Origin of the sequence: Hyalangium sp. (genome assembly GCF_035629615.1) — a bacterium.
Taxonomy (GTDB): Bacteria; Myxococcota; Myxococcia; order Myxococcales; family Myxococcaceae; genus Hyalangium.
Window position 1 is genome coordinate 15,676 of the sequence record NZ_DASPHO010000809.1, and the last position, 21,754, is coordinate 37,429.

The 21,754-nt window shown below is 67.5% G+C and carries 10 protein-coding genes and 1 pseudogene; 5 read left to right on the top strand and 6 right to left on the bottom strand.

Features of this window, described 5'->3' with window-relative positions:
* Positions 1–109: 109 nt before the first annotated feature.
* Positions 110–211 (bottom strand): annotated as a pseudogene (locus VD972_RS40620) (DUF5953 family protein); the annotation flags it as partial.
* A gap of 213 nt (positions 212–424) precedes the next feature.
* Between VD972_RS40620 and VD972_RS40625 the strand changes: the two are divergent.
* Positions 425–1,750, top strand: coding sequence for an SMP-30/gluconolactonase/LRE family protein (locus VD972_RS40625; protein WP_324994589.1), 1,326 nt, complete (start codon positions 425–427; stop codon positions 1,748–1,750).
* Positions 1,751–1,914: 164 nt separating this feature from the next.
* Positions 1,915–3,738 (top strand): hypothetical protein, encoded by a 1,824-nt coding sequence (locus VD972_RS40630; RefSeq protein WP_324994591.1) that lies wholly within the window; start codon positions 1,915–1,917, stop codon positions 3,736–3,738.
* Between the two features lie 328 nt (positions 3,739–4,066).
* Here VD972_RS40630 and VD972_RS40635 read toward each other — a convergent pair whose 3' ends face one another.
* Together VD972_RS40635 and VD972_RS40640 are read right to left on the bottom strand one after the other, a co-directional pair.
* Positions 4,067–6,775 carry a CHAT domain-containing tetratricopeptide repeat protein gene (locus VD972_RS40635; protein ID WP_324994593.1) on the bottom strand — a complete coding sequence of 903 codons (2,709 nt, stop codon included), beginning with the start codon at positions 6,773–6,775 and terminating at the stop codon, positions 4,067–4,069.
* Positions 6,776–6,851: 76 nt separating this feature from the next.
* Positions 6,852–9,293, bottom strand: coding sequence for an RTX toxin (locus tag VD972_RS40640; RefSeq protein WP_324994595.1), 2,442 nt, complete (start codon positions 9,291–9,293; stop codon positions 6,852–6,854).
* Between the two features lie 453 nt (positions 9,294–9,746).
* On the opposite strand from VD972_RS40640, the gene VD972_RS40645 reads away from it, so the two are divergent.
* Both VD972_RS40645 and VD972_RS40650 read left to right on the top strand, forming a co-directional pair.
* Entirely contained in the window at positions 9,747–12,653 is a 2,907-nt protein-coding gene (locus VD972_RS40645; protein ID WP_324994596.1) for a sigma 54-interacting transcriptional regulator, read from the top strand.
* A gap of 225 nt (positions 12,654–12,878) precedes the next feature.
* Positions 12,879–14,876 (top strand): kelch repeat-containing protein, encoded by a 1,998-nt coding sequence (locus tag VD972_RS40650; protein WP_324994599.1) that lies wholly within the window; start codon positions 12,879–12,881, stop codon positions 14,874–14,876.
* A 605-nt stretch (positions 14,877–15,481) separates the two neighbouring features.
* Here VD972_RS40650 and VD972_RS40655 read toward each other — a convergent pair.
* Both VD972_RS40655 and VD972_RS40660 read right to left on the bottom strand, forming a co-directional pair.
* Entirely contained in the window at positions 15,482–16,303 is an 822-nt protein-coding gene (locus tag VD972_RS40655) for an SDR family NAD(P)-dependent oxidoreductase (protein ID WP_324994601.1), read from the bottom strand.
* A gap of 81 nt (positions 16,304–16,384) precedes the next feature.
* The gene (locus VD972_RS40660) at positions 16,385–17,314 is read right to left on the bottom strand and encodes an AraC family transcriptional regulator (RefSeq protein WP_324994603.1); all 930 of its coding nucleotides are present in this window, start codon (positions 17,312–17,314) and stop codon (positions 16,385–16,387) included.
* A 591-nt stretch (positions 17,315–17,905) separates the two neighbouring features.
* Between VD972_RS40660 and VD972_RS40665 the strand changes: the two genes are divergently transcribed.
* The gene (locus VD972_RS40665) at positions 17,906–19,201 is read left to right on the top strand and encodes a hypothetical protein (RefSeq protein WP_324994605.1); all 1,296 of its coding nucleotides are present in this window, start codon (positions 17,906–17,908) and stop codon (positions 19,199–19,201) included.
* A 70-nt stretch (positions 19,202–19,271) separates the two neighbouring features.
* On the opposite strand, the gene VD972_RS40670 is transcribed toward VD972_RS40665, so the two are convergent.
* A partial coding sequence (locus VD972_RS40670; RefSeq protein WP_324994608.1) for a CARDB domain-containing protein occupies positions 19,272–21,754 on the bottom strand: 2,483 nt, incomplete at its 5' end.

Below are 21,754 nucleotides of genomic sequence, written 5' to 3' on the forward strand. Positions count from 1 at the left end.
ACGTGCAACGGCACCGCGACCTACTGTCCCACTGCGCCTGATTGCTCAGCCAACGGAACCTGGAACTTGGCATGCAGCTCGGATCCAGACTGCATCACCTGCGTGGACGGCGCTTTCTGCGTGAGAGCAAGGCCGCGTCGCGCACAGGATCCGGGAAGCCGAGGACCTGTGCGGCGGCGGCCGACCAGTAGTTCAACCACCCAAGGCGATATCGGCCCCCGCCATCACGGCTGAGTCCAGTGGCAGTTCTGCATGGACTTGTAGCGGTTCCATTCCGAACCCGCGTCCGCCACGCTCGCCTCCTCCGCCCCCGCTCAGCGGTCCTCCGGGCTCAACATGCGGTCTGTGCCGCCTATACGTATGGGTCTCGGCCTGTAGGCCCCTCGAGGACATCGCCGCCGTCGCCCCACGGGATATCTGGGTGGTGGGCACTGACATCGTGGTTCACTTCCCGTCCATGCCCGTCTCCTTCCTCCGCCACGCGTTGCTCCTGGCCCTCCTCGCCGGCTGTCGGACGACTTCGCCAACCCCTCCGCCACCGGATCCCCAGGTCGAGGAGCTGCTTCAGCTGCTCCGGGCGGAGCCTGGCGATGTCATGGCCATGTACGACCTGGCCGCTCGCTACGCCGTGCTGGGGGAGAAGGACGCGTCCCTGCGGTGGATCGAGCGGCTCGCGGAGCTGCGCTGGAGCTTCGCGCTCGAAGACGCGGACTTCGGAGCGCTCGCCCAGACGCCGGAGTACCGCGCAGTCGCAGCCCGGATCGCCGCCTTCCACCCCGAGGTGGCCCGCAGCCGTCCCCTCTTCACCCTCGCACAGAGGGATCTCATCCCCGAGGGCATCACCTACGATCCGAGCACCGACACCTTCTTCGTGAGCAGCCTCCGCAAGCGAAAGGTCGTCGCAGTGGCCCGGGATGGCCAGGTACGTGACTTCACGGCCTCGGGGCAGGACGGCCTCTGGGGCGTGGTCGGCATGAAGGTGGACGTCGCGCGCCGTCAACTCTGGGTGGCCAGCTGCACCAGCAGGAGCATGGAGAACGCGAGGCCGGAGGAGCGCGGACGCACCGGGCTCTTCCAGTACGAGCTGCGCTCCGGCGCATTGCTCCGCAAGATCACCCTGGACAACAAGCCTCGTCCGAACCTGCTCAACGACATGGCGCTGAGCGCGTCGGGAGATGTCTTCGTGACCAACAGCGAGAGAGGAGGGGTGAGCGTCCTGCGCGCGGGAGCAGAGGCGCTCGTGCCGCTCGTGCCCGAGGGGACGCTGCCCTACCCCAATGGCATTGCTCTCACGGAGGATGGGGCTCGGCTCTACGTGGCACACTCCCGCGGCATCGCCTCGGTGGATCTCTCGACAGGGCAGCACACCCCTGTGCAGGCACCCTCGGGCACGCTGCTGGCGGGCTTCGATGGGCTCACCCTCTACCAAGGGAGCCTGCTCGGCGTGCAGAACGGCCCTGGACGCGGGCGCGTCGTCCGCTTCCATTTCGGCGCGGATCCCACCCGTGTGGAGCGCGCGGAGATCCTCGAATCAGGCAACCCGCTGTTCAACATGCCCACGACGGGCACGGTGGCGGGCGACACCTTCGTGTACATCGCCAACAGCCAGCTCCGCAGGAGGGGCCCCAAGGGCGAGCTCCTGCCCGCGGCGCAGCTTGACGAGACCGTGCTGCTGCAAGTCCAGCTCCAAGAAGCGGAGGCGCGCCCTCCGGGGGGCTCAGCCCGCGGCGCCGGGCTCGAAGCGCGTTAGGAAGACCTTTCATGACAGCGCGGACCCACAAAAAGAGCCCGAAGAAGATCGGAAAAATCGCCGCGGGAAGATCCTCGCCCGGCCTCGTTCCCTGGGTGCATGCCCCTTCAAGCGGGTAGCGAGTAGCCCTGAGCGCGCCGGAAAGGCACGCGGAGGAACGACATATGATGAGGAACAAGAGGCCCTGGATCGCTGCTTTCGCACTCTCCCTCGCAGGCTGCGGGGTGGGGGATTCCCAGCCGGACACCCTGGCCAAGGCGCCGCAGAGCATCGATCAGCAGATGGTGAGCAAGCTGGCCATCCCGCTCGAGGAAGTGCCGCGGGAGTTCCACCGCCGGGCGGCGCAGCTCCTCGAGGACGTGCGTGGCTCCGAGAGCGCACCCACCTGGGAGACCGCCATCCTGTCTCCCTCTGTCCAGCCGCTGTACCGGCCGGACATGACGAGCGTGGCCTACTACGAGTTCCGTGTGCTCGTCCGCCAGCAGCCCATGGGCTTCATCATCGTCTCCGCGGGAGACCATGACTTCCCCATCGCTCACTGGAACTTCCAGGGGCTCTCGCCCACCGAGACCCTGCTCCAGAAGGCCGGCAGCACGGCCACCACCTTCTACAAGGTGGACTCCCTCTCCTATGTGGCCGAGAGCCCCGGGGGCGAGATGCTGGCGAACATCGGCGGCCTGCCCAACCGCATCATCGGGCAGGATCCCTCCTGGCTCGACCGCACCTTCACGCCGACAGATGTCCAGTGGGTACCGACGGTAGGGGTCGCCGATGACAGCGCGGCGACGAGCGGCGTGGTTCGCGAGGAGGTCAGCGGCCCGAGGATTCCCACCGAGTCCATCAAGCTGACCGGCTGGAGCTCGTGGAAGGAGCTCAAGACGTACTACCGTGAGTCCTACGGCACCATGGCTGAGTCGCTGAGGCGCCAGGCCGCGGAGGAGTGGGAGACGGAGAGGCTGGCGCAAGAGCCGGGCGAGGGGCTCGTGGTCGGCAGCCCCCTCGAGCTGGCGCTGCTGTATCCCCAGGCCAGGTTCCAGCTGAGCGGAGAGGGCGCTCAAGTGGTGAGGCCCGAGCTGGTGACCACCCCCTCCGGCAGCCAGCTGCTGGTGCTGACGGCGTTCGATGCCACGCCTGGCACGGAGACGCCGCTGATGGTGACGCTGAGCTACGGCAATGGCGTCGTCGAGACGCATCGCTTCGTGGTGCTGGCGCGCGAGGATGTGGGGACGACGCAGGAGCCTGAGGCGGATGGCTCGAAGTCCGCTGCCTCGGAGGGTGTGCACTGGACGGAGATGGGGCAGCTGGGGGCCTGGAGCCCTTGGACCCAGTACTTCGCCGGCACCCACGACCAACAGCGCCTTTACGGGCAGATCTCCGCCGGCACTTCGCCGAACAGCTCCTCGTGCGCCAGCGGCTGCGGCGCCACGGCCTGGGCGATGCTGTTCGGCTGGGGTGACAAACAGGCGGCGCTGGGCAACGCGCCCTGGCCCAAGCGCTGGGGCATGTACCGGGTGAACGGCGGCTACGGCAGCAATGCGACGGCGCCCGTGAACCAGGACACCGGCGTGCGCAACATGACCTGGGAGGTGCGTAACCGTGTCAACACCTTCTGCTTCAACGGGCAGGGAGCCACCGCTCCGTGGAACATGAGCAATGCCAACGGCTACCTGACGAACCGCTCGGGCGCGACTGTGTCCACCCACTACAACATCCTGGGCATCCACGAGACTCGGCTGCGCAACAAGGCGAGTAGCTCCATCAAGGATCGCAAGGTGCCGGCCATCATCGGCACCGGCTGGCTGACGCACTACCCGCTGGCCTACGGCTACCGGTGGCGCAGCCGCACGGTGAGGAAGTGCGTCCTCTTCGTCTGCTGGAACAAGACCGAGACCCAGCGGAACTTCTACGTCAACCAGGGTTGGTACGGCAACGACAACGGTTGGGTCGGCTCGGGCACGTGGTTCGCGGGCCAGCTCTACGCGAACTGAGCCTCGGCGCGTCAGCAGTACGGAGGGCTCCACGGAAGCGTGGGTCCCTCGGCTGTGCGGTGCCCGCTTTGCTCAGCTTGCTCAACCCATGGAACACCATGGTGGAGCCCAGCGACAGCCGGGGCGGCACCAGGGCCGCTGTCGTCATAGGACGCTCCCCCCGAAAAGCAGGAGACGGTGAAGGAGCAGGGCCCCTCTTTCTCCAACAGCCGCAGCACCCGGTGGCCTACCACCCTCAGCAGCCGCTCCACCTCACCTTGTGCTTCCGCCTTGCTGCGAGTTCGATTCCCGCCGCCTCCGATCGAAGCACCCCTTTGCGGAGAGCGGGCTAGCGGTGATGTGTCTCCGGGGAGCTGGACGCGCGCAAGCGCAGGGGTGAATCTCGGCCCATGGCGATGAAGGGCGCCCAGTAGTGGGGGTGAGGTTGGGTCCGCCGCAGCTCGCGCATCGCCTCGCGCAGGGCGGTGGCACGGCCCTGCCCCGCCAACAGGTTGCTGTAGTAGGCCTCCATCAGCGCGCGGGTCGTCTCGTCGTTCACCTTCCAGAGGCTCATCACGACTGTCTCCGCTCCCGCCACGACGAAGGCCCGGCGCAGCCCGTACACACCCTGGCCGAGCTTGACGTCGCCTCGGCCCGTGTCACAGGCGGAGAGGACGACCAGCTGTGTACCCCACAGATCCAACCCTGCCAGCTCCAGGGCCGTCACCAGAGCGCTGTCGCGTGGGGGTGAGCCTGCGCCAGCGGCGTGGGGTTTCTGGGCCCGCCCACCCACGAGGATGAGCCCAGAGCGAAGAAGCGGATCGGGAGGGCGATGGGCAGGAGCCCCCTCCTCCAGGGCACCGAAGTGGCCGACTGTGCGGGAGTCCTCGGGTGCAGGGACATCCTCGAGGAAGAAGCCGTGGGTGGCGATGTGGAGGACAGCGGGGGTGGGCAGGTGCAGCAGTCGCTCCTTGGTTGCCTCGGGGCCGAGAAAGACCTGGGCCTTGGGCAGGAGGCGCTGAATGGCCTCAGCCTCCTGGCGGGTACCCGGCAGTGGTGCCCAGGGGCGCTCAGCGAGCTCGGCGCGCAGCGGGGAGAAGACATGCTCCACGGAAGCGGAGCGTGCTGCCGACAGCTCAGCGCCTCCGGAAGAGGAGGGGGGTGTTGGAACGGGGGTGCTGAAATCCGGATCCGCCAGGACGACCACCGAGCCGTGGGAGGCCTCCGCATGGGGACGCGGCAAGAGGTCCTTGCCTGAGGTGAGATAGATGAAGTCGTAAGAGTCGACGAGGAATTGCTCGCCATCATGCAGGGCGGCGAAGGGAACGAGGCCGAGCTGGCCATCGGGCGAGAGGAAGAGCCGGTGAGTGCCGCCGGGGAGCGGCAGCAGAGGCTGGAAGGCCAGCTGGTAGAGGGCCAGCGCGGAGGCCTGGAAGGCGGCGTCGCGGCGGGCCAGTGCATCCCTCAGTCCCGAAGCGGCACGGTCAATGGGATCGGCAGGTCCCAGGTCGAGCGCCCGGATGTGACCATTGGGAAAGAGCACCATCGCCAGGTAGCGCTGCTCACGCGGGACCTCTGACACGGGCGTCCCAGGCTTCACGAGGAGCGAGCGCTCCGTATAGGCAATGAACTCAACGAGGGCGGCATCCTTGGGGAGGGCCATGGCAACGTGGTTGACAATCCTGGAGAGCGCAGGGAGCGCAGCGAGCGCACGCAAGGGAGCAGAGCGCTGAGCGAGATCGGCCTCGAGAGCCTCGTCTCGGGTGGCGAGCGCATCGACGCGCTGTTGGTACTCAGCCAGCGTCTGCGTGCCGGGGCCTTGGAGTACCAGCGTGGCAAGCTGGCCGCGCAGCTCCCGCAGCTGCTTGAAGATGTCACGATCCAGGCGCCCCAGGCTGCGGTAGACGGCATGGGAGGTGTTCGCCAGCTCCCCGACAGAGCGGCCTTTGAGCAGGAACACGACGCTCAGGACCAGCCGCCGCACGTCCTCGTTCTCCGGGTAGGCGCGCAGGAGGGAATAGAGGAGCTCCTCGTCGGTCCGCAGCTGCTCCAGGAAGCGGGTCAGGCGGAGTTCGGAGAAGGAGAGCGCCTCCTGACGCAGCCGCCGCTCGGAGATGGAGAAAGCCTGGGTGAAGAGCGACACGGCGTCTGGGAGACGATGCTGGGCCAGGTAGAACTGGGCGAGGTGGTTGAGCGTGGGAACCATGCTGGGATGGTCCTTGCTGAAGGCCGCTTCCCGAATCGCGCGCGCGCGCTGAAGCAGCGGCTCGGCCCGAGCATAGAAACCCTGGGCATCATAGAGACTGGCGAGGTTGTTGAGCGAGGCGGCGACGTCGGGGTGAGACTTGCCCAGGGCCGCTTCCCGGATCGCGAGCGCGCGGACGTAGAGCGGCTCGGCCCGGCGATATAACCCTTGCGAGTAGTAGAGGTTGGCGAGGTTGTTGAGCGACTGGGCGACGTGGGAATCGTTCTTGCCCAGGGCCGCTTCCCAGATCGCGAGCGCACGCTGATGCAGCCGCTCCGCCCGATCAGGCATTCTCTGGGCGTAATAGAGGTTGGCAAGGTTGTTGAGCGAGGCGGCCACGTCGGGATGGCTCTGGCCGAGGAGCTCTTCCCGAATCGCAAGTGCGCGCAGGTAGAGCGGCTCGGCCCGAGCGTACGACGCCTGGGAGTAATAGACGTTGGCGAGGTTGGTGAGCGAGGCGGCGACGTCGGGGTCGTTCTGCCCCAGGGCCTCTTCCCGGATCGCGAGTGCTCGCCGATGCAGCAGCTCCGCCTGGGCAAGCTCCCCTTGAACGCCGTGAAGAATGCCCAGCAGATCCAGCGAATTGGCAACTGCTGGATCGACGCTGCTGTCCAGCACCGCTTCCGCTAGCGCCAACGCCTGCTCGCCTTGCGTCACCGCGGCGTCGTACTGGCCCGCGTGATAGAGCTCTACCGCCTTGTCATAGGCCGCTTGCACTTCCAGCAACAGGGTGTCGAGTCCCTCCGCTCCGGCCGCCGCTTCCGCCGCGCAGCAGATGATGGCGACCGTCATCCACGTGAGAGCCTGCCTCACTCGTCCCCCCTTCGAAGCGGTGCACCAGGCGGGGCGCGGTAACAAGCCGCGCCCCGCCTGAGCGTGATCCAGGCTGTTACGGAGCGAGGAGGGAGACCGGACCGGCCGCGTCGGCCTGCTCGGTGTCACCGATGTTCTGGGTGTTGCCGTAGCCGAGCTGACCGTCGGCACCCCTGCCCCAGCAGCGCACCCCGCCCGTGGTCAGGAGCGCGCAGTTGTGGTTGGCGCCCGAGGCCAGGCGAACCACCGAGGCGCCCAGCTGCACGGTGGCGAGGACGGGCGGGGTGGTGTTGGGGACGGTAGGCGGCGCATCCCGCAGGACGGCATCGCCCAAGCCGAGCTCGCCGTTGCGGTTGTCACCCCAGCAGACCACCGCCCCAGTGTCGAGCGTGGCACAGGTGTGGTTGGCGCCAGTCGAGATCTGCAGTGCGACGCGGCCCGCGCCGAGGTTCACGTCGCCGTACGTGGTCTGGAGGCTGTAAGGCGTCTCGCTGGCGATGTCACCCCAGTTATTGAACGAAACCGCGGTGGTGTAGAGCTCAGGGATACCGAGCTGGCCGTAGTTGTTCTGGCCCCAGCAGCGCACCGCACCGTTGGTGAGCAGCGCACAGGTGTGGTTGGCGCCGGCGGCGAGCTGGCGGACGGTGGCGCCGTTGAAGTTGAGGTTGGTCGTCAGCGGGATCTCGTTATCGCCGATGTCGTCGCTGCGGCCGTAGCCCAGCTGGCCCTCGAGGTTGCGGCCCCAGCACCGCACGTTGCCATCCCGAAGAAGGACACAGGTGTGCTCGTCACCGGCGACGACGTCTGCCACCAGCGCGCCGCCGAGGATCACGTCACCCACCGTGTAGGGCGCCTCGTTGTCACCAATGAAGGGGTTGGTGATGGTGAAGCTGCCGTAGCCCAGCTGGCCCCGGCTGTTCTGGCCCCAGCACCGCACATTCCCGGTGTCGAGGACCGCGCAGGTGTGCTTGCCGCCCACCGCGATCCGGCTGGAGTTTCCGCCCACGTTGACGTAGCCGTAGCTGGCCACCGACTCATTGTCGCCCACGGCCGCGGTGGTGTTGTAGCCCAGCTGCCCCTCGAGGTTGCGGCCCCAGCAGGCCACCTGGCCATTGTCGAAGAGCGCGCAGGTGTGCTGCGTGCCCGTGTCCATCTGGAGGGCGCGCTCGAGGCTCGGGATGGTGCCCGCGGTGTAGGGCAGCTTGTCGGCCGTGCTGCCGTAGGTCGTGGTGTTGCCATACCCGAGCTGGCCCTCATTGCCGCGGCCCCAGCAGCGCATGCCGCCGGTGGTGAGGCGCGCGCAGCTGTGCGTGCCGCCCGCCACCACGCTGGCCAGGCCGCCGACGTTGGTGACGTCGACGATGAGGTCGGACTGGGCGAGGAACTGGTTGACCGGCAACGTCCAGTTGAGCGTGGTGGTGCCGTTGTCGGCATCCGTCACGACCAGCCGGATGGTGCCCGAGACCGGCGTGTCGTAGTTCAACAGGACGCTGGACCGGGTGGTGCTGTTCGTGAAGCTCAGCTCGGGGGTGTAGGTCGCAGCCGGAAGGAACGCCCAGCTGTAGGTGAGCAGGTTCTGATCCGTCGGCCGGTCGTCGCTGACCTCGGCGCTCCACTCGATGCTCGAGGTGTTGGGGATGCGGCGGGCGACGAGGTTGTTGATGATGGGGCTGAACTGGACGCGCAGCTGGGTGCCGCTGGTGCTGGGCGTCTGGCCCACTTGCAGCACCCGGGTGGAGAAGTTCGACTGGATGCGAGTGCCGCGCGGGTTCTCGATCTGGATCGTGTGCTCGAAGACCTGCTCGGTGCTGAGCACCGGGGCGGTGTACTGGAAAACGAGCGAGCCCGAGGTACCGGCCAGGGTGATCTGGCCCGTCTGCGGGAAGATCTCACCGCCGTTGGGGCCCGCCGTTGCCGAGAAGCGGATGACCTCGCCGGAGGCTCCCTCGACGCCCACGGTGATGCTGCCGCTGCCGCCTGATGACAGCTCGGTGGGAACACTGATTCGCGAGATGCGCGGGATGACCAGGGTGCTGTTGTTGTCCACGGGATTGAGCCCGATGGTCACCGTGGTGTTGACGCTGGTGAGCGTCTGCTGCTGCACCCCGGTGAACAGCGCGGTGCCGCCCGTGTTGAACGCAGTGCTGCGGAACTCGAGCATCACCGCGCGCGGCAGGAAGGGCAGCGTTGCGCTCCAGATGCCGTCGTTGCCGCGGACGAGCTCGGTGTTGCGGAAGATCACTCGGTTGGGGTTGGCCGTGACGTTGGTGATGTCGACCAGGATCCTCGCCACGTCGGTGATGGCGGCGCTGGCCGTGCGGTCTGACTGGGCGCTGCGCAGGCTGCTGGAGCTGCGTTCCCCGATGGAGGCTCCTTCCAGGGGAAGGGCGACCGCGAGGCGCACGTCGGCCACCTGCTCTTCCTCATTGGCATTGGCATGGGTACCACAGCCGCCCAGCGGGACCGCGAGGGAGACAATGAACACGGTTTGAAGCAACCAGAGACACGCTCTTTGCATGACTTCATCCTCTTGAATTGAGTTTGGGGATTCGGCGTTGCTCCCAGGCAACATCCGAGCCAACCCCCGGTGCCTGGACAGAGCGCCACGAAGCACGGGGGCTCAGTTCAATTCTCAGACGGCCCACTCAGGGCGGACGGCCAGGGGCCGCCCTCCAAGTCCCAGTGAAAACAAGGGCTCAATGGCTGTTCAAGGCTTGAACCGGGATGGACAGAATCTGTCCTTTCGAGCACTCCCGTTTTCCTGCCTTCTGTCGTAATCAGCGGACACAGGGCTTGTCGGGCTGACGCTCCGCGTTTCCGTGCACTCAGACCGCACTGCCCGTACGACTGGTCCGCACCCCGCAGAGAGATTGCATCATTTTCCACCTCGCCGGCTCACTCCCTTCGAGAGGACGAGGTACGCATGGCACGGAGCCCCCACAATCGAGCTCTTTCTTTGTTCCTGGCTCCCATGGCTGGGGAGATTCCCTTCGAGCTGCGGCTGGACGAGGCGCGCATGCGCTTCGAGAGGGGCAAGGGAGCCAGTCAGTCCATGGCCGCGCTGGAGGTGGCGCTCCTGGCCTCCCTCATGGGAGAGCGGGCCGAGGCGGAGTCCTTCCTCCTGCGAAGCCGCTCCCTGGCTTCATTGGAGTGGGTCGAGCTGGCCTCGGCCCTGGTGCTGATCGAGGCCGGCTACCCCTCACGCGCCGAGGGGGCTCTGGAGCGTGCCGAGGTCGAACCCGACACCCAGGAGCAGCCCGAGATCCGGGCGCTCTCGCTGGTCCTCCATGCCCAGGTCTTGCTGTTGGAGGGCGAGGGGCTCCCGGCCGTGCGCGCGGCCCAGGAGGCGCTCGAGGAGCTCCCCCTCGAGGCGGACGGGACGCCGCTGGCGGTTCATGCACACCTGGTGGCCGCGGAGTGTCTCCTGGCCTCGGAGCAGAGCGAAGAGGCCCTGGCGTTTCTCGATCGGGCCGTGCGAATGCAGGGGTGCACCGGGCTGCTCGCAGCGCGCGCGGAGGTGCTGCAAGCCCGGGTGGGGCTGGCCCGGGGGAGCCCCCGTCCGGAGGTGCTCCGCGGCATCCTGAATCGAGCCATTGAGCGGCTCGAGAGGCTGGGTGCTCCCAGGCAGCGAGCCCTGGCCTATATCGTCTACGCCCACGCCGTGGCGGCGGACCAGACCGACGTGCCCACGCATTGGCTGGTACAAGCCCAGCCCTTGCTGCTCAAGGTCGGCACCGCAGCGGATCTGCGGCAGCTTCGTCATGCCTTCCGAGAGCTCAGCCCTTCCAAGAGCCAGTGGAGGGGCGACTCGGATGTCTTCTCGGTGATTGAGCAGCTGCGTGAAAGCCGGGCCCGGCTGCGGGACACCCTGTCGGCTCAGCGCGATGCCCGCGCCACCACGGCCCGGATGACTCCCGTCCCGCTGCCGCTCGTGAAGGTCGCTGACGAGTCATTGGAGTCGGTCCAGCTCGCGGAGGATGCGCTCATCGGGACGTTGGAGCACACCCTGCTCGACCGGGAGCGCCTGGGCCTGCTGGTGGTGGTCAGCCAGCAGCTCTTCGGCATCGAGGCACTGGAGGAGCTCCTGGCGGCGATCTCCCGGCTGGCCATGGGGCTCTTCCCTGCCGCGGTCGCCGGGCTCGTGGAGGTGGACGGCACGGGAGGATGGCAGTGGCTCCAGAAGGGAGTCGTCACCCCGGAGGTGCCGCCCGAGCGCCTGCGCGAGACGGTGGTGTCCGCGCTTCAGCAGAACGCTCCCCAGCTCATCGCGGACAAGGCCCGTGGGATGTCCTTCCCGCGCTCCTTCGAGCACCTGGCCCAGAGCAGGTGCGCCGTCATTCCCCTTCCCTGCCAGGAGCGGCGCATCGGCCTGGTGATCGAGCTGGCCGCGGGGCAGGCCTCGCTCTCCGAGCAGGATCTCGAGCAGCTCACCCTCTTCGGCTCCCTCTGCGGGGCAGCCCTCTCCCGAGCCATCTCCAGCATCGCGCTCTGCCGGGCGGCGGCGCGTGATGCCGCGACGCTGGCGGCCATCCGTGACGGTCTCCTCACCTTGAGCCGGGACGGCGTCGTTCACACCCTCAACCAGGGTGCCGCGCGCATGCTCCGGGTCCAGCAGGAGCAGGTGATGGGCCGCCGCCTCTCGGAGCTGGCGGCGCTCGCGCCCCTGGCGGAGGTGCTGGGGACGGGGAAGTCGCTCGTGGGAGAGATCGTCGTGCTCCCCCATGGAGAGCTGGTCGTGCGCTCCCAGATGTACGAGGCGGGAGTCGTCGTCACCCTCCAGGAGCTCGCCAGCGCGCAGCGGCTGGCTCAGAAGGTCGTCAGCGCCCAGGCGCGCTTCACCTTCGAGGATCTCATCGGGGAGGATCCCGCCTTCCTCGCGTGCCTGGAGGATGCGCGCCTGGCGGCCCGCTCGGATGTGCCCATCCTCATCACCGGAGAGAGTGGCACGGGCAAGGAGATGCTCGCCCAGGCCATCCACCAGGCCTCGCCCAACGCCGCGTTTGCCTTCATGGGCATCAACGTCGCAGCCTTCCCCCGAGAGCTGCTGGAGAGCGAGCTGTTCGGCTACGAGCGCGGAGCCTTCACGGGAGCGCGGGCCGGAGGCAACCCCGGGAAGTTCGAGCTGGCGGATCGGGGGACGTTGCTGCTCGATGAGATCGGCGACCTGCCGCTGGAGATGCAGGTCAAGCTGCTGCGCGTGCTGCAGGAGCGCGTGTTTCAGCGGCTGGGGAGCTCGCGCGATCTTCCCGTCCTGGCGCGGGTGGTGGCCACCACCCATCGGGATCTGGATCGCGCGGTGGAGGAAGGCAGCTTCCGGCTGGATCTCTTCCACCGCCTGCGGGTGGTCCACCTGCGCCTGCCTGCCCTGCGGGAGCGGCGAGGCGACATTCCCCATCTGGTGGCCTACCACCTGCAACGCTATGCCTCGCGCCTCCAGCGCCGCCCCCTCCAGGTGGCTCCTGAAGTCATGGCCGCCCTCGTGGCGTATGACTGGCCCGGCAACGTCCGGGAGCTGGCGAACCTGCTGGAGGGCGCGGCCAGCCTTCTGCCCGGCGATCAGGACACGATCGTCCGGACGCCTCTGCCCATCGAGCAGGCGCTCCAGCGCCGAGATTCCCAGCGGGCTCCAGCGGACCCTTCCGAGGTCTTCCTGGAGAAGGATCGGGTGCCTTCCATCGAGGAGGTCGAGCGCCGCGCCTTCGCGCATGCCCTCCGGCACTGTGCTGGCAACGTCGCCAAGGCGGCCAAGGCGCTGGGGGTGGCCAAGGGGACCTTCTATAGCAAGATCCGGCGCTATGGCCTGCTCATGCAGAAGCAGGAGCACCCCACTCCTGCGCCGATAGAGAGCCAGAGCCCCTTCAGGAAGCTGCTGAGCTGAGGATGAACGCCCGATGAAGAACGTGCCATCGCAGGGGAGAACATGAGCACTCTCGAGCAGCGACCGAGGCTATGGAAGCCATCTTGGCGTGCGCTCTGCCTGCTCCTGGGGCTTGTCTGGGTCGGGTGCGGCAAGCCTCCCGCTGATGACATGGAGCAGAGCGTCTCGGACCGCTCCGCCTCGCTGTCTTCCACCTTGGAGGGTGAGTGGAGTCCGACAGGAGGCATGGCCAGTGGCCGGCTTCTGCACACCGCGACGCTCCTGGCCAATGGCCGGGTCCTCGTCACGGGCGGCTACAACCGCTCCGCGGAGATTTACAACCCTGTCACCGGCACCTGGAGCCGCACTGCGGACGCCCTCAACACTCACCGCGCGGCCACGGCTACGCTGCTGCCCAACGGCCAGGTGCTCATCGCTGGCCTGGGCGGGGCCGAGTGGAACAGCGGCATCTCCTCGGAACTCTATGACGCCGAGAGCGGCACCTGGGCGGCGACTGGCGACCTGGGGACACCGCGCCTCTCCCATACGGCCACCCTGCTGCCGGACGGCCGCGTCCTCGTGACGGGTGGCGCGGACCGCGAGTACGCAGGTGCCGTGCTGTCCACGGCCGAGCTTTATGATCCCGCCACCGGCACCTGGACTCCCACAGGTCCCATGGCCGAGGCCCGCCGCGACCACACCGCCACCCTGCTGAGCAACGGCAAGGTGCTGGTGACGGGCGGCACCCAGGCCAGCGGCCTGCTCCAAAGCCGGGCTGAGCTCTATGACGCGGCCACCGGCACCTGGAGCCCCGCGGGCAGCATGGCCGTGGCGCGCGCCTACCACTCGGCCACCCTGCTGCCGGACGGCCAGGTTCTCATCGTGGGCGGTGGCGGCTCCGACTGGAATGGCAGCACCTCCGCGGAGCTCTTCGATCCGGCCACGGGCACCTGGGCGATGACCACCGGGATGGCCAGACCGCGCCGCTACCACTCTGCGACGCTGCTTCCCTCGGGCCTGGTGCTCGTGACTGGAGGCTTTCACGAGTACACGGGGATCCTCACCCAGGCCGAGGTGTACGAGCCCTCCCTCGGTGCCTGGCGCGCTGCGGGGCCCTTGGCCACCGGCCGCTACCTTCACACCGCAACACTCCTGACGGGCGGACGGGTCCTCGTCGCCGGTGGCTTCAGCAACGGCGATCAGTCCTCCGCCGAGGTGTACACCCCCTCCAGGACCTGGGCCTCAACGGGCTCACTGGCCTCGCCTCGCTCCGCTCACACGGCGACGCTGCTGCCTGACGGCCAGGTGCTCGTGGCGGGGGGCGTCAACAACGACGAAGACCTCGCAACGATGGAGGTGTACGACCCCGCCTCGGGTACCTGGAGCACCACCGGCGCCCTGGCCTGGCCTCGCTACTTCCACACGGCGACGCTGCTGGCCGACGGCCAGGTGCTCGTTGCAGGGGGAGGCAACGACGACGAAGACCTCGCAGCGGCGGAGGTGTACGACCCGGCCTTGGGCACCTGGAGCGTTACCGGCGCTCTGGCCTCGCCTCGCTACTACCACACGGCGACGCTGTTGCCCGACGGCAAGGTGCTCGTCGCGGGAGGCGTCAACAACGACGGAGCCCTCGCAACGACGGAGGTGTACGACCCGGCCTCGGGCACCTGGAGCGCTACCGGCGCCCTGGCCTCGCCTCGCTACTACCACACGGCGACGCTGTTGCCCGATGGCAAGGTGCTCATCGCGGGGGGAGTCAGCGACGGCGGAGACCTCGCAGCGGCGGAGGTGTACGACTCGGCTTTGGGCACTTGGAGTGCTACCGGCGCCCTCGCCTCGCCTCGCTACGTCCACTCGGCGACGCTGCTGTCTGACAGCAAGGTGCTCGTCGTGGGGGGTTACGACAATGGTAGCGGCTTCCTCGCGACGGCAGAGGTGTACGACTCGGCCTCGGGCACCTGGAGCGTTACCGACTCTCTGGCCTTGCCTCGCTACTTCCACACGGCGACGCTGCTGCCCGGCGGCAAGGTGCTCATCTCAGGGGGAGGAGACGAGAGTGGCGGCTTCCTCGCGACGGCGGAGGTGTACGATCCGTCCTCGGGCACCTGGAGTACTACTGGCGCCCTGGCCTCTCCTCGCTATTTCCACACGGCAACACTGCTGCTCAACGGCAAAGTGCTCGTCTCGGGGGGAGGCGACAACAGTCAAGGCATCCTCACGGGGGCGGAGCTGTATACGCCCTGAATCCCTCTGATCAGGGGACAGATAGACAGGACCTCCTCCCACGAGCCGAATCATGACTGAGAGTCATAGAAGAGCGGACCTGTAATTCTGGGCTACCGGGTGAGTGCCGGAGCGAAGTCGCACGTGTGTTCACACGAGCGGGCACCATGGAGGTGCCGCGCCGTTGGAGCCCTCGCGGGGCTCGGAGAACGCATTATGTGGCCCACTCGGTGGCTTCTACCTTCGACGCTCAGGGCCGGCCCGTGATCACCGTGGTGCTGGTGGGTGGCCTATCTCAAAGACGAAACCGTGGACGTGGTGCGCGAGCAGAACGGCGCCTGGGTCAGCATCTCCACCACCGGACCGAAGGGCTGGTCCGGCCCCCTGGACAAGGTAGGCGCTCCGCTGCTCCAGATCGACAGCGCGGGGACTCCCCCGGACGCTTCCTCCGGAAGTGGAACGGCACGGCCTGGACTCCGGTGGATAACCGCTTCGGTTTTATCGACACCACCTCTCTCGGCTTCGATTCCTTCGTCTACGCCGAGACAGACATGGGGTTTGCCCTGAACAGGTCAGGTCAGCCCGTGGTGGCGCTCCCCGAGAGCTCGCCGTCCGGCGCCAGCTCGTCATGCGTGGAATACGGCGCGGCCGAGTTGCGGCCGCGCCGATGCGGCCACGCGTCCTTCCATGAACGCCGGGAACAGCCCAGCGAGGCGAAGGAGGAGACGGTACACAGGGCTCGCAGCATACTGGCGCGGCGCACGGTCGACCGCCCGGAGCAGCTCCTTCACCGTGTAGTCGACGGGCAGGCTCACGACGCCTTCAAACCTGACTCGACGCCCCATCGCCGTGTCCGTATGCGGAGCAACAAAGACGACGACCTTGATCCCGAAGCGCGAGACCTCGCCTCGCAGCGCGTGTGACCACGCATTCAGCGCCGCCTTGGTTGCCGAGTAGTTCGCCGTGGTGGGGGACGCGATGCTCCCGAGCAGCGAGGAGACGTTCACGATCGTGCCAGAACCGCGCTGCATCATGGAGGGGAGCAGCGCCCGGGTTACGCGCTGCGCTCCCCAGTAGTTGAGCTCCATCTCCGCGCGCCGGGTCGCTACCTCCTGCGCCAGGAACTCGGCCTGATCGCACGAGCCGGCGTTGTTGATCACGATGTGGCAAGGCCCGCCTTGCAGAAGCCTGTCGATCCCAGCGTCAACGCTCGCATCGTCGGTCACGTCCATCACCAGGACCTCGGCGCGCCCGCCCGCGGTGGCAATCTCCTGTGCGAGCTGCTGGAGCAGCGCCTCGTCGCGCGCGGCGACCACCACCCCATGTCCCTGCCGCGCGAGCGCTAGCGCCGCGGCCCGGCCGATGCCTCGTGATGCGCCAGTGACCAGGATCCGTTTCGAAGAGGAGAGTGTGCCCATAAAGACCTCGGTGCCATCAGACCGGTGCATCCGGTCATCAAGGACCGTACAGCGGCCATGGGCGCGAAGGCGTCTCCTGGGCTGCGGACCGCTTCTCCTACCTTGCTGTCTTCACCGGCGCGGCCGGACCTTGAACCACATCTCCATGTCGATGCGACCGTCCTTCGGCCCATCGGAGACGTAGTGATCGAACGGCGTGAAGTCGTCGGGCGCGAGGATGCTCTCGGGGAACCAACACGAGTAGATGGTGCGATACGCTGCCTCTACGCCGTCCACCTCGCCGGAGTACCGGAACACGGCATAGCGCCCTTCGCTCAGCCGGCCACGGAACAGCGGGGGCGGCAGCGGCCGGTCGGGGGGACAAGGTACGCACGCATGGTACCGGCACCACTCCGGCGCGGTGAGCTGCGGGCTGTCGTGCGCGATTCCCCAGGCGTCCACCGCTTCCTCGCACAGCCCCAGCTGGCGCGCGCGCCCGATGAGCTCCGACCACGTCCGCTCGAGTGTCGCCAGGTCGTAGCCGCCAGGGCTTGCGAGGCACGCAAGGTCGAGTCCCTCCGTGGTCACGAACTGAACCCGAGCATCCCACGCGGCCGCCCGACGCCGACGCTCCTCGTGGTCGACCTCCGGCGGCAGAACGTAGAGGTCCGACGGTTGGAAGCCCTTGCCGTACACCGCGGTCAGCCTGCCGATCGCCGCGGGCAAGCCCAGCTCCGGTTGCCGCACCCGCGTCGGACTGCACCCGAAATGCGCGCTGAACGCTTTGGAGAAGTTCGAGGTCGACGAGTACCCCGACGAGAGCGCGATGTCCGTGACACTCCGGTCCGGCTCGTACGCGAGGCGCAGCGCCGCAAGCTCGAGCCTGCGTCGCGTGATGAAGCGCCCTACGGGCTCGCCCACCACGGCATGGAAGACCCTGTGGAAGTGGAACTCGCTGAGGTGCGCCGCGCGCGCGACCTGGGCCACCGTCAAGGGACTTTCCAGATGCTCCGTGATGAACCGGAGCGCGCGTTCGATCTCAGGCCTGAACTCCGTGTCCATCACACGCACTTGAACACACGCTCCCAAGCCGCTCCAGAATTCACCGGCTGGCTGGGAATCAGCCGTCCGCCCTTCTCTCGCTCGCGCTTCCCCATCACGCGGCCTTCCGCCGCGGCGAGGCGCCACAGCCGCTGGTCAAGGCCGCCCTGGCGCTTGCTCCTGAGGATGAGGCAAGCCGCTGAGCCTCTTCGGTACGTCCTTGGTGGTACAGACGCGTCAAGAAAGCCTGTCCTACCGTGCTCACTCGCCAACGCAGTGAGGGGACGGGAGGTGGCCATGAGCTCAGGAACTCTGAAGAGGAGCCTCCGCTGGAGGGCTCTTGCTCCCCTGCTGTTCGCGCTCTCCGGCTGCGCCGACTTCGACCAAGAGGGTGAGGCGTTCTGCCAGGCTCACCCCACTCGCTGCGGATGGGAATCAGAGACCGAGCCATCTCAAGACTCTGGAGTTGCTGACTCTGGAGTTGCTGACGCAGGCATTCCTGACTCAGGAGTTCCCGACGCAGGCAGCGCTGACGGATGCCTACCACCCAACGCACCTCCCTCCGTCACCGAGAGCACACAGGTCCACTTCCTCGTCGATACCTCAGGCTCCATGCGTGAGCTGCCGCAGGTGCACAACGGCGAGCACAGTACCTTCTTGGCTCTCACCACCAACGGCTGCGACAACCCGCGCCTGGATGCCTTCCAGGCCAGCCGCGGCTGGAACCCGACCACCGAGTACCCGATCCCGGACCCAGGCACGGGCATAGGCTCGGACACCGGCCTCCCCAACCTGTTCCAGGACAGCAAGTTCTACGGCTACATGTACTGGGGCGATCTCAGCAACCCGACGCCTCAGTGGGACACTCAGGAGCAGGCCTGCCAGTCCGGGATCGTTGATTACACCGGCGTCGGCGCGGCCGAGTACTCCCGCTGCCTGACGTGCTTGAGCACCAAGGGCTTCTTCAAGGTGAATGGCGCCCAGGGCCGTGACAACGCGCCGTACAATGTCGCGGATTTCATGCTCTGGGGGCGCTTCCTCAACTTCAACCCACCCAAGTACGTCACCGCCAAGGCGGTGCTCAAGTCCGTCATCAAGGACCTGCAGCACGTGCGCGTGGGCATCAGCTACTTCACGGGCAGCTCGCCCAACACTGCGATGCTCAAGCCGCAGAGCCCGTCGTGCCAGGAGATCACCGGTGACGCCAGCGCCTTCGACGGCTACCGCGAGAGCTACATCAGCGCCGTCAACGGCCTGACCTTCGCCACGGGCACGCCACTGGCACGCTCGCTGCTGAACGTGGGCTACTACTTCACCTCGGATGACACGGTGTACAGGGACGTGTTCAGCTTCGGAGTCGGCTACACCTACCCGAACGCATTCAAGAACCAGACGCTCACCTCGGAGCACCGCAGCGTGTGCTGGGGCTGCCAGGTGTCCTCCGTCATCATCATCACGGACGGTGAGCCCTCCGGCGACAACCTGAACAGCACGGTGGTCACCCAGCTGCGGCAGCTCCAGGGCCCGGTGTACTGCCCAGACGCCTTGCCATGCGGCAGCGGCACCACGGCTGGCCGTGACAAGGGCTCCAACCCCGCCATCTATACGGACGACAACCCCCAGTACATGCTCGATGACGTGGCCAAGCTCCTGTACGAGCAGGATCTGCAGCGCCACACGCCGCCCCTCGTCGGGGACTTCAACACCGCCGGTCAGCAGAACCTCACCACGTACACAGTGGGCTTCGGCATCAACAGCAACCTCCTGAGGCACACCGCAGAAGTGGGCGGCGGCCTCTACTACACGGCCGATGACGCCAGCAGCCTGAAGCAGGCGCTGCTGGAAATCATCAGCCATATGCAGACGCGGGCCTCCTCCTCCACGTCCTCTTCCACTCCCCGCCGATGAGCATGGAGCCCGGGAGAGCCCTGCCCTCAGGACGGCCCCTTGCGTGCCGAGGCCATCCGGGTGCGTTGCATCACAGGATGTCCACGCTGCCACCCGAGCCGGTGTTGTTCGCCTTGCTGAACTCCGGCTGGTTCAGGTTCCCGTCGACGATGGCTCCGAGTTGGTAGGTCCCCGCCCCCGGATACGCCACCCCCGGCACGCTCACCGTGACACACTGCCCCGGCTCGAGCTCGAAGTAGGACTCGCTGCCCGCCACCACATCGTCCAGCGTGAAGGTGTCGTCCGTGGAGAAGACAATCGTCACCTCTGAGTTGGACCACACCGTGCCCTGATTGCAGACCTCCACGTCCGCGGTGAAGCTGGCTCCCGAGGACACCTGGGCCGGGGCGGTGACGTGGGAGATGGCGAAGTCAGGCTGATAGCCCACCGCCAGGGAACTTCCAGCCCGCGTGTTGTTGAGCTCGATGAGCTCCGAAACCGAGTCTGCGGGATCAATGATGGCGCCGAGCGTCCAGCGGATCTCGAAGCGCTCCGAGACGGCGGGCACTTCGACGGTGGTGCACGCGCCTGGGCCCACGCTGAGCGTGCTCGCACCCACCCGCGTGTCGGACGCGGTGATGGTGGTGTCCGCGGAGAAGACGACGGCGAGCTCGACGCCACTGACGGCCTGCGAGCCTTCGTTGCAGACAGTGACGAGCACCTGGAAGGGGCCCTCCGGGAGGACGGCGGCTGGCCCGGTCACAGTGGTGATGACCAGCTCTGGCCCGGAGCCCACCCCCAGCCAGTCCCCTCCCATGTCGTTGTTGTCCTCGCGCAGCTCGGGCAGGGAGCGGCTCGGGTCCACCAGCGCCACCAGCCGCCGATACGGGAGCGTCGAGGCGGAGGGAGCGGAGGCCGAGCCGACCACCTCGGTGCAGTTGCCCGGCGTCAGGGCAGGCACCTGCGCCGTCCCAGCGGAGAGCTCGCCCTGGGTCGCATGCTCGTCGAAGGACAGGAAGAACCCCAGCGCCACGGGCACGCTCGCGGCCGTACCCTGGTTGCACACGGTGGTCGTCACCGCGAAGGGACTGCCTGCCAGGACCGCGGCGCGGGTAGAGACCTGGGTGACGGTGAGATCCGCCGCGTTGCCAATGGCCAGGCGCTTGCCGGCCGTGACGTTGTTGCCCCCGTACAGGTCATCGAGGTCGTAGCTGGAGGTCACGCGGCCCAGCAATGTCCACACGCCCTGGGGAGCGTTGAGGGACATGCTCGCGGTATGGCAGTGGTTGGATTGGTCGAGGCTCAGCACCGTGCTGGAGGCTGGGAGGTCCCCGGCATCCAGGACTCCATCCTGTGAGAGGAAGAGCTCCAGGGTCACGTCACTCCCCATCGGGGAGTAGGTGGGGAAGACGCTGCACACGGTCACCTCCGCGGTGAGGGGCTCGCCCGGCAGGACACTCACCGGAGCCTGGATGCCCGTGATCACCAGGTCCGAGCCGTAGCTGCTGAATCGCTGGTGTCCATCCATTCGGGTGTCATTGTCCTCGCGCACCTCCGGGCCACAGCAGGTTCCGGAGACACGGGCGCCGAGCACAAACGGGTCCATGTAGGGATCCATGGATGGGGGGAACTCACCGGGCATGGACTGGGTGGTGCACTCACCGGGAGCCAGGTCCGGCAGCCCCGCGGCAGCCAGTGGGTAGCTGCTGGGGACGAGGTTGGGATCCGAGTAGAAGACATCGACGTTGCCACCACTGCTCGGCTGCGAGCCCTGGTTGCACACCGTGACAGTGGCGCTCACGCCCCACCATGGATCCATGAACGCGCTCACGGAGGAGACGACCAGATCCTTCCCCTCACCGACAACTGTCTCCACGACACGGCCGTTGTTGTCCAGGCGCGGCTCGAAGCCGCTCTGCACGAGCTGGGCACCGAAGTACCAGGGGCCGTTGTCGGCGTGGACGCTGGCCTTCATGCGGAAGGTGGTGCACTCGCCGGCGGGCAAGGCGGGCAGCGCCGCGGAGCCTGCAGCCACGTCCGCCACGCCGAGGACAGTGTCCGTGGAGAAGAGCAGCTCGACGGAGGTGCTGTCGCTGGGTGCGGTGCCCTGGTTGCACACGGTGAGGTCCACCGGGACCTGGGTGAAGCGGGAGACCGTCTCTGGCACACGGAGCTCCGTGACCGTCAGGTCCGGAGCATGTCCGACCGCGAGGGGGGCTCCCACGAAGGTGTTGTTGTCCTCGCGCAGCTCTCCGCTTCCCTGGGCTGAGACGAAGGCGCCCGGCCTCCACAGCCCGCTCGGTGGAGCGGAAGGTTGCAGGCTCACCGAGAAGCACTCGCCGACGGGCAGCGGGCCGACGCTCGCGCTGCCCGCGAGGAGATCGTACGGCGTGAGGAGCGCATCCGCCGAGTAGCGGAGCGTGAGGGTGGCGCCGGGGCTCGGCTGAGTGCCCTGGTTGCACACGGTGGCAGTGACAGGGAAGGCCTGGCCGGACTCCACACTCGGAGGCGTGGTGAGGGCAGTGACCACCAGGTCCTGGCCCTCGTCAGCGATGAAAATCGTGCCCTCGAGGA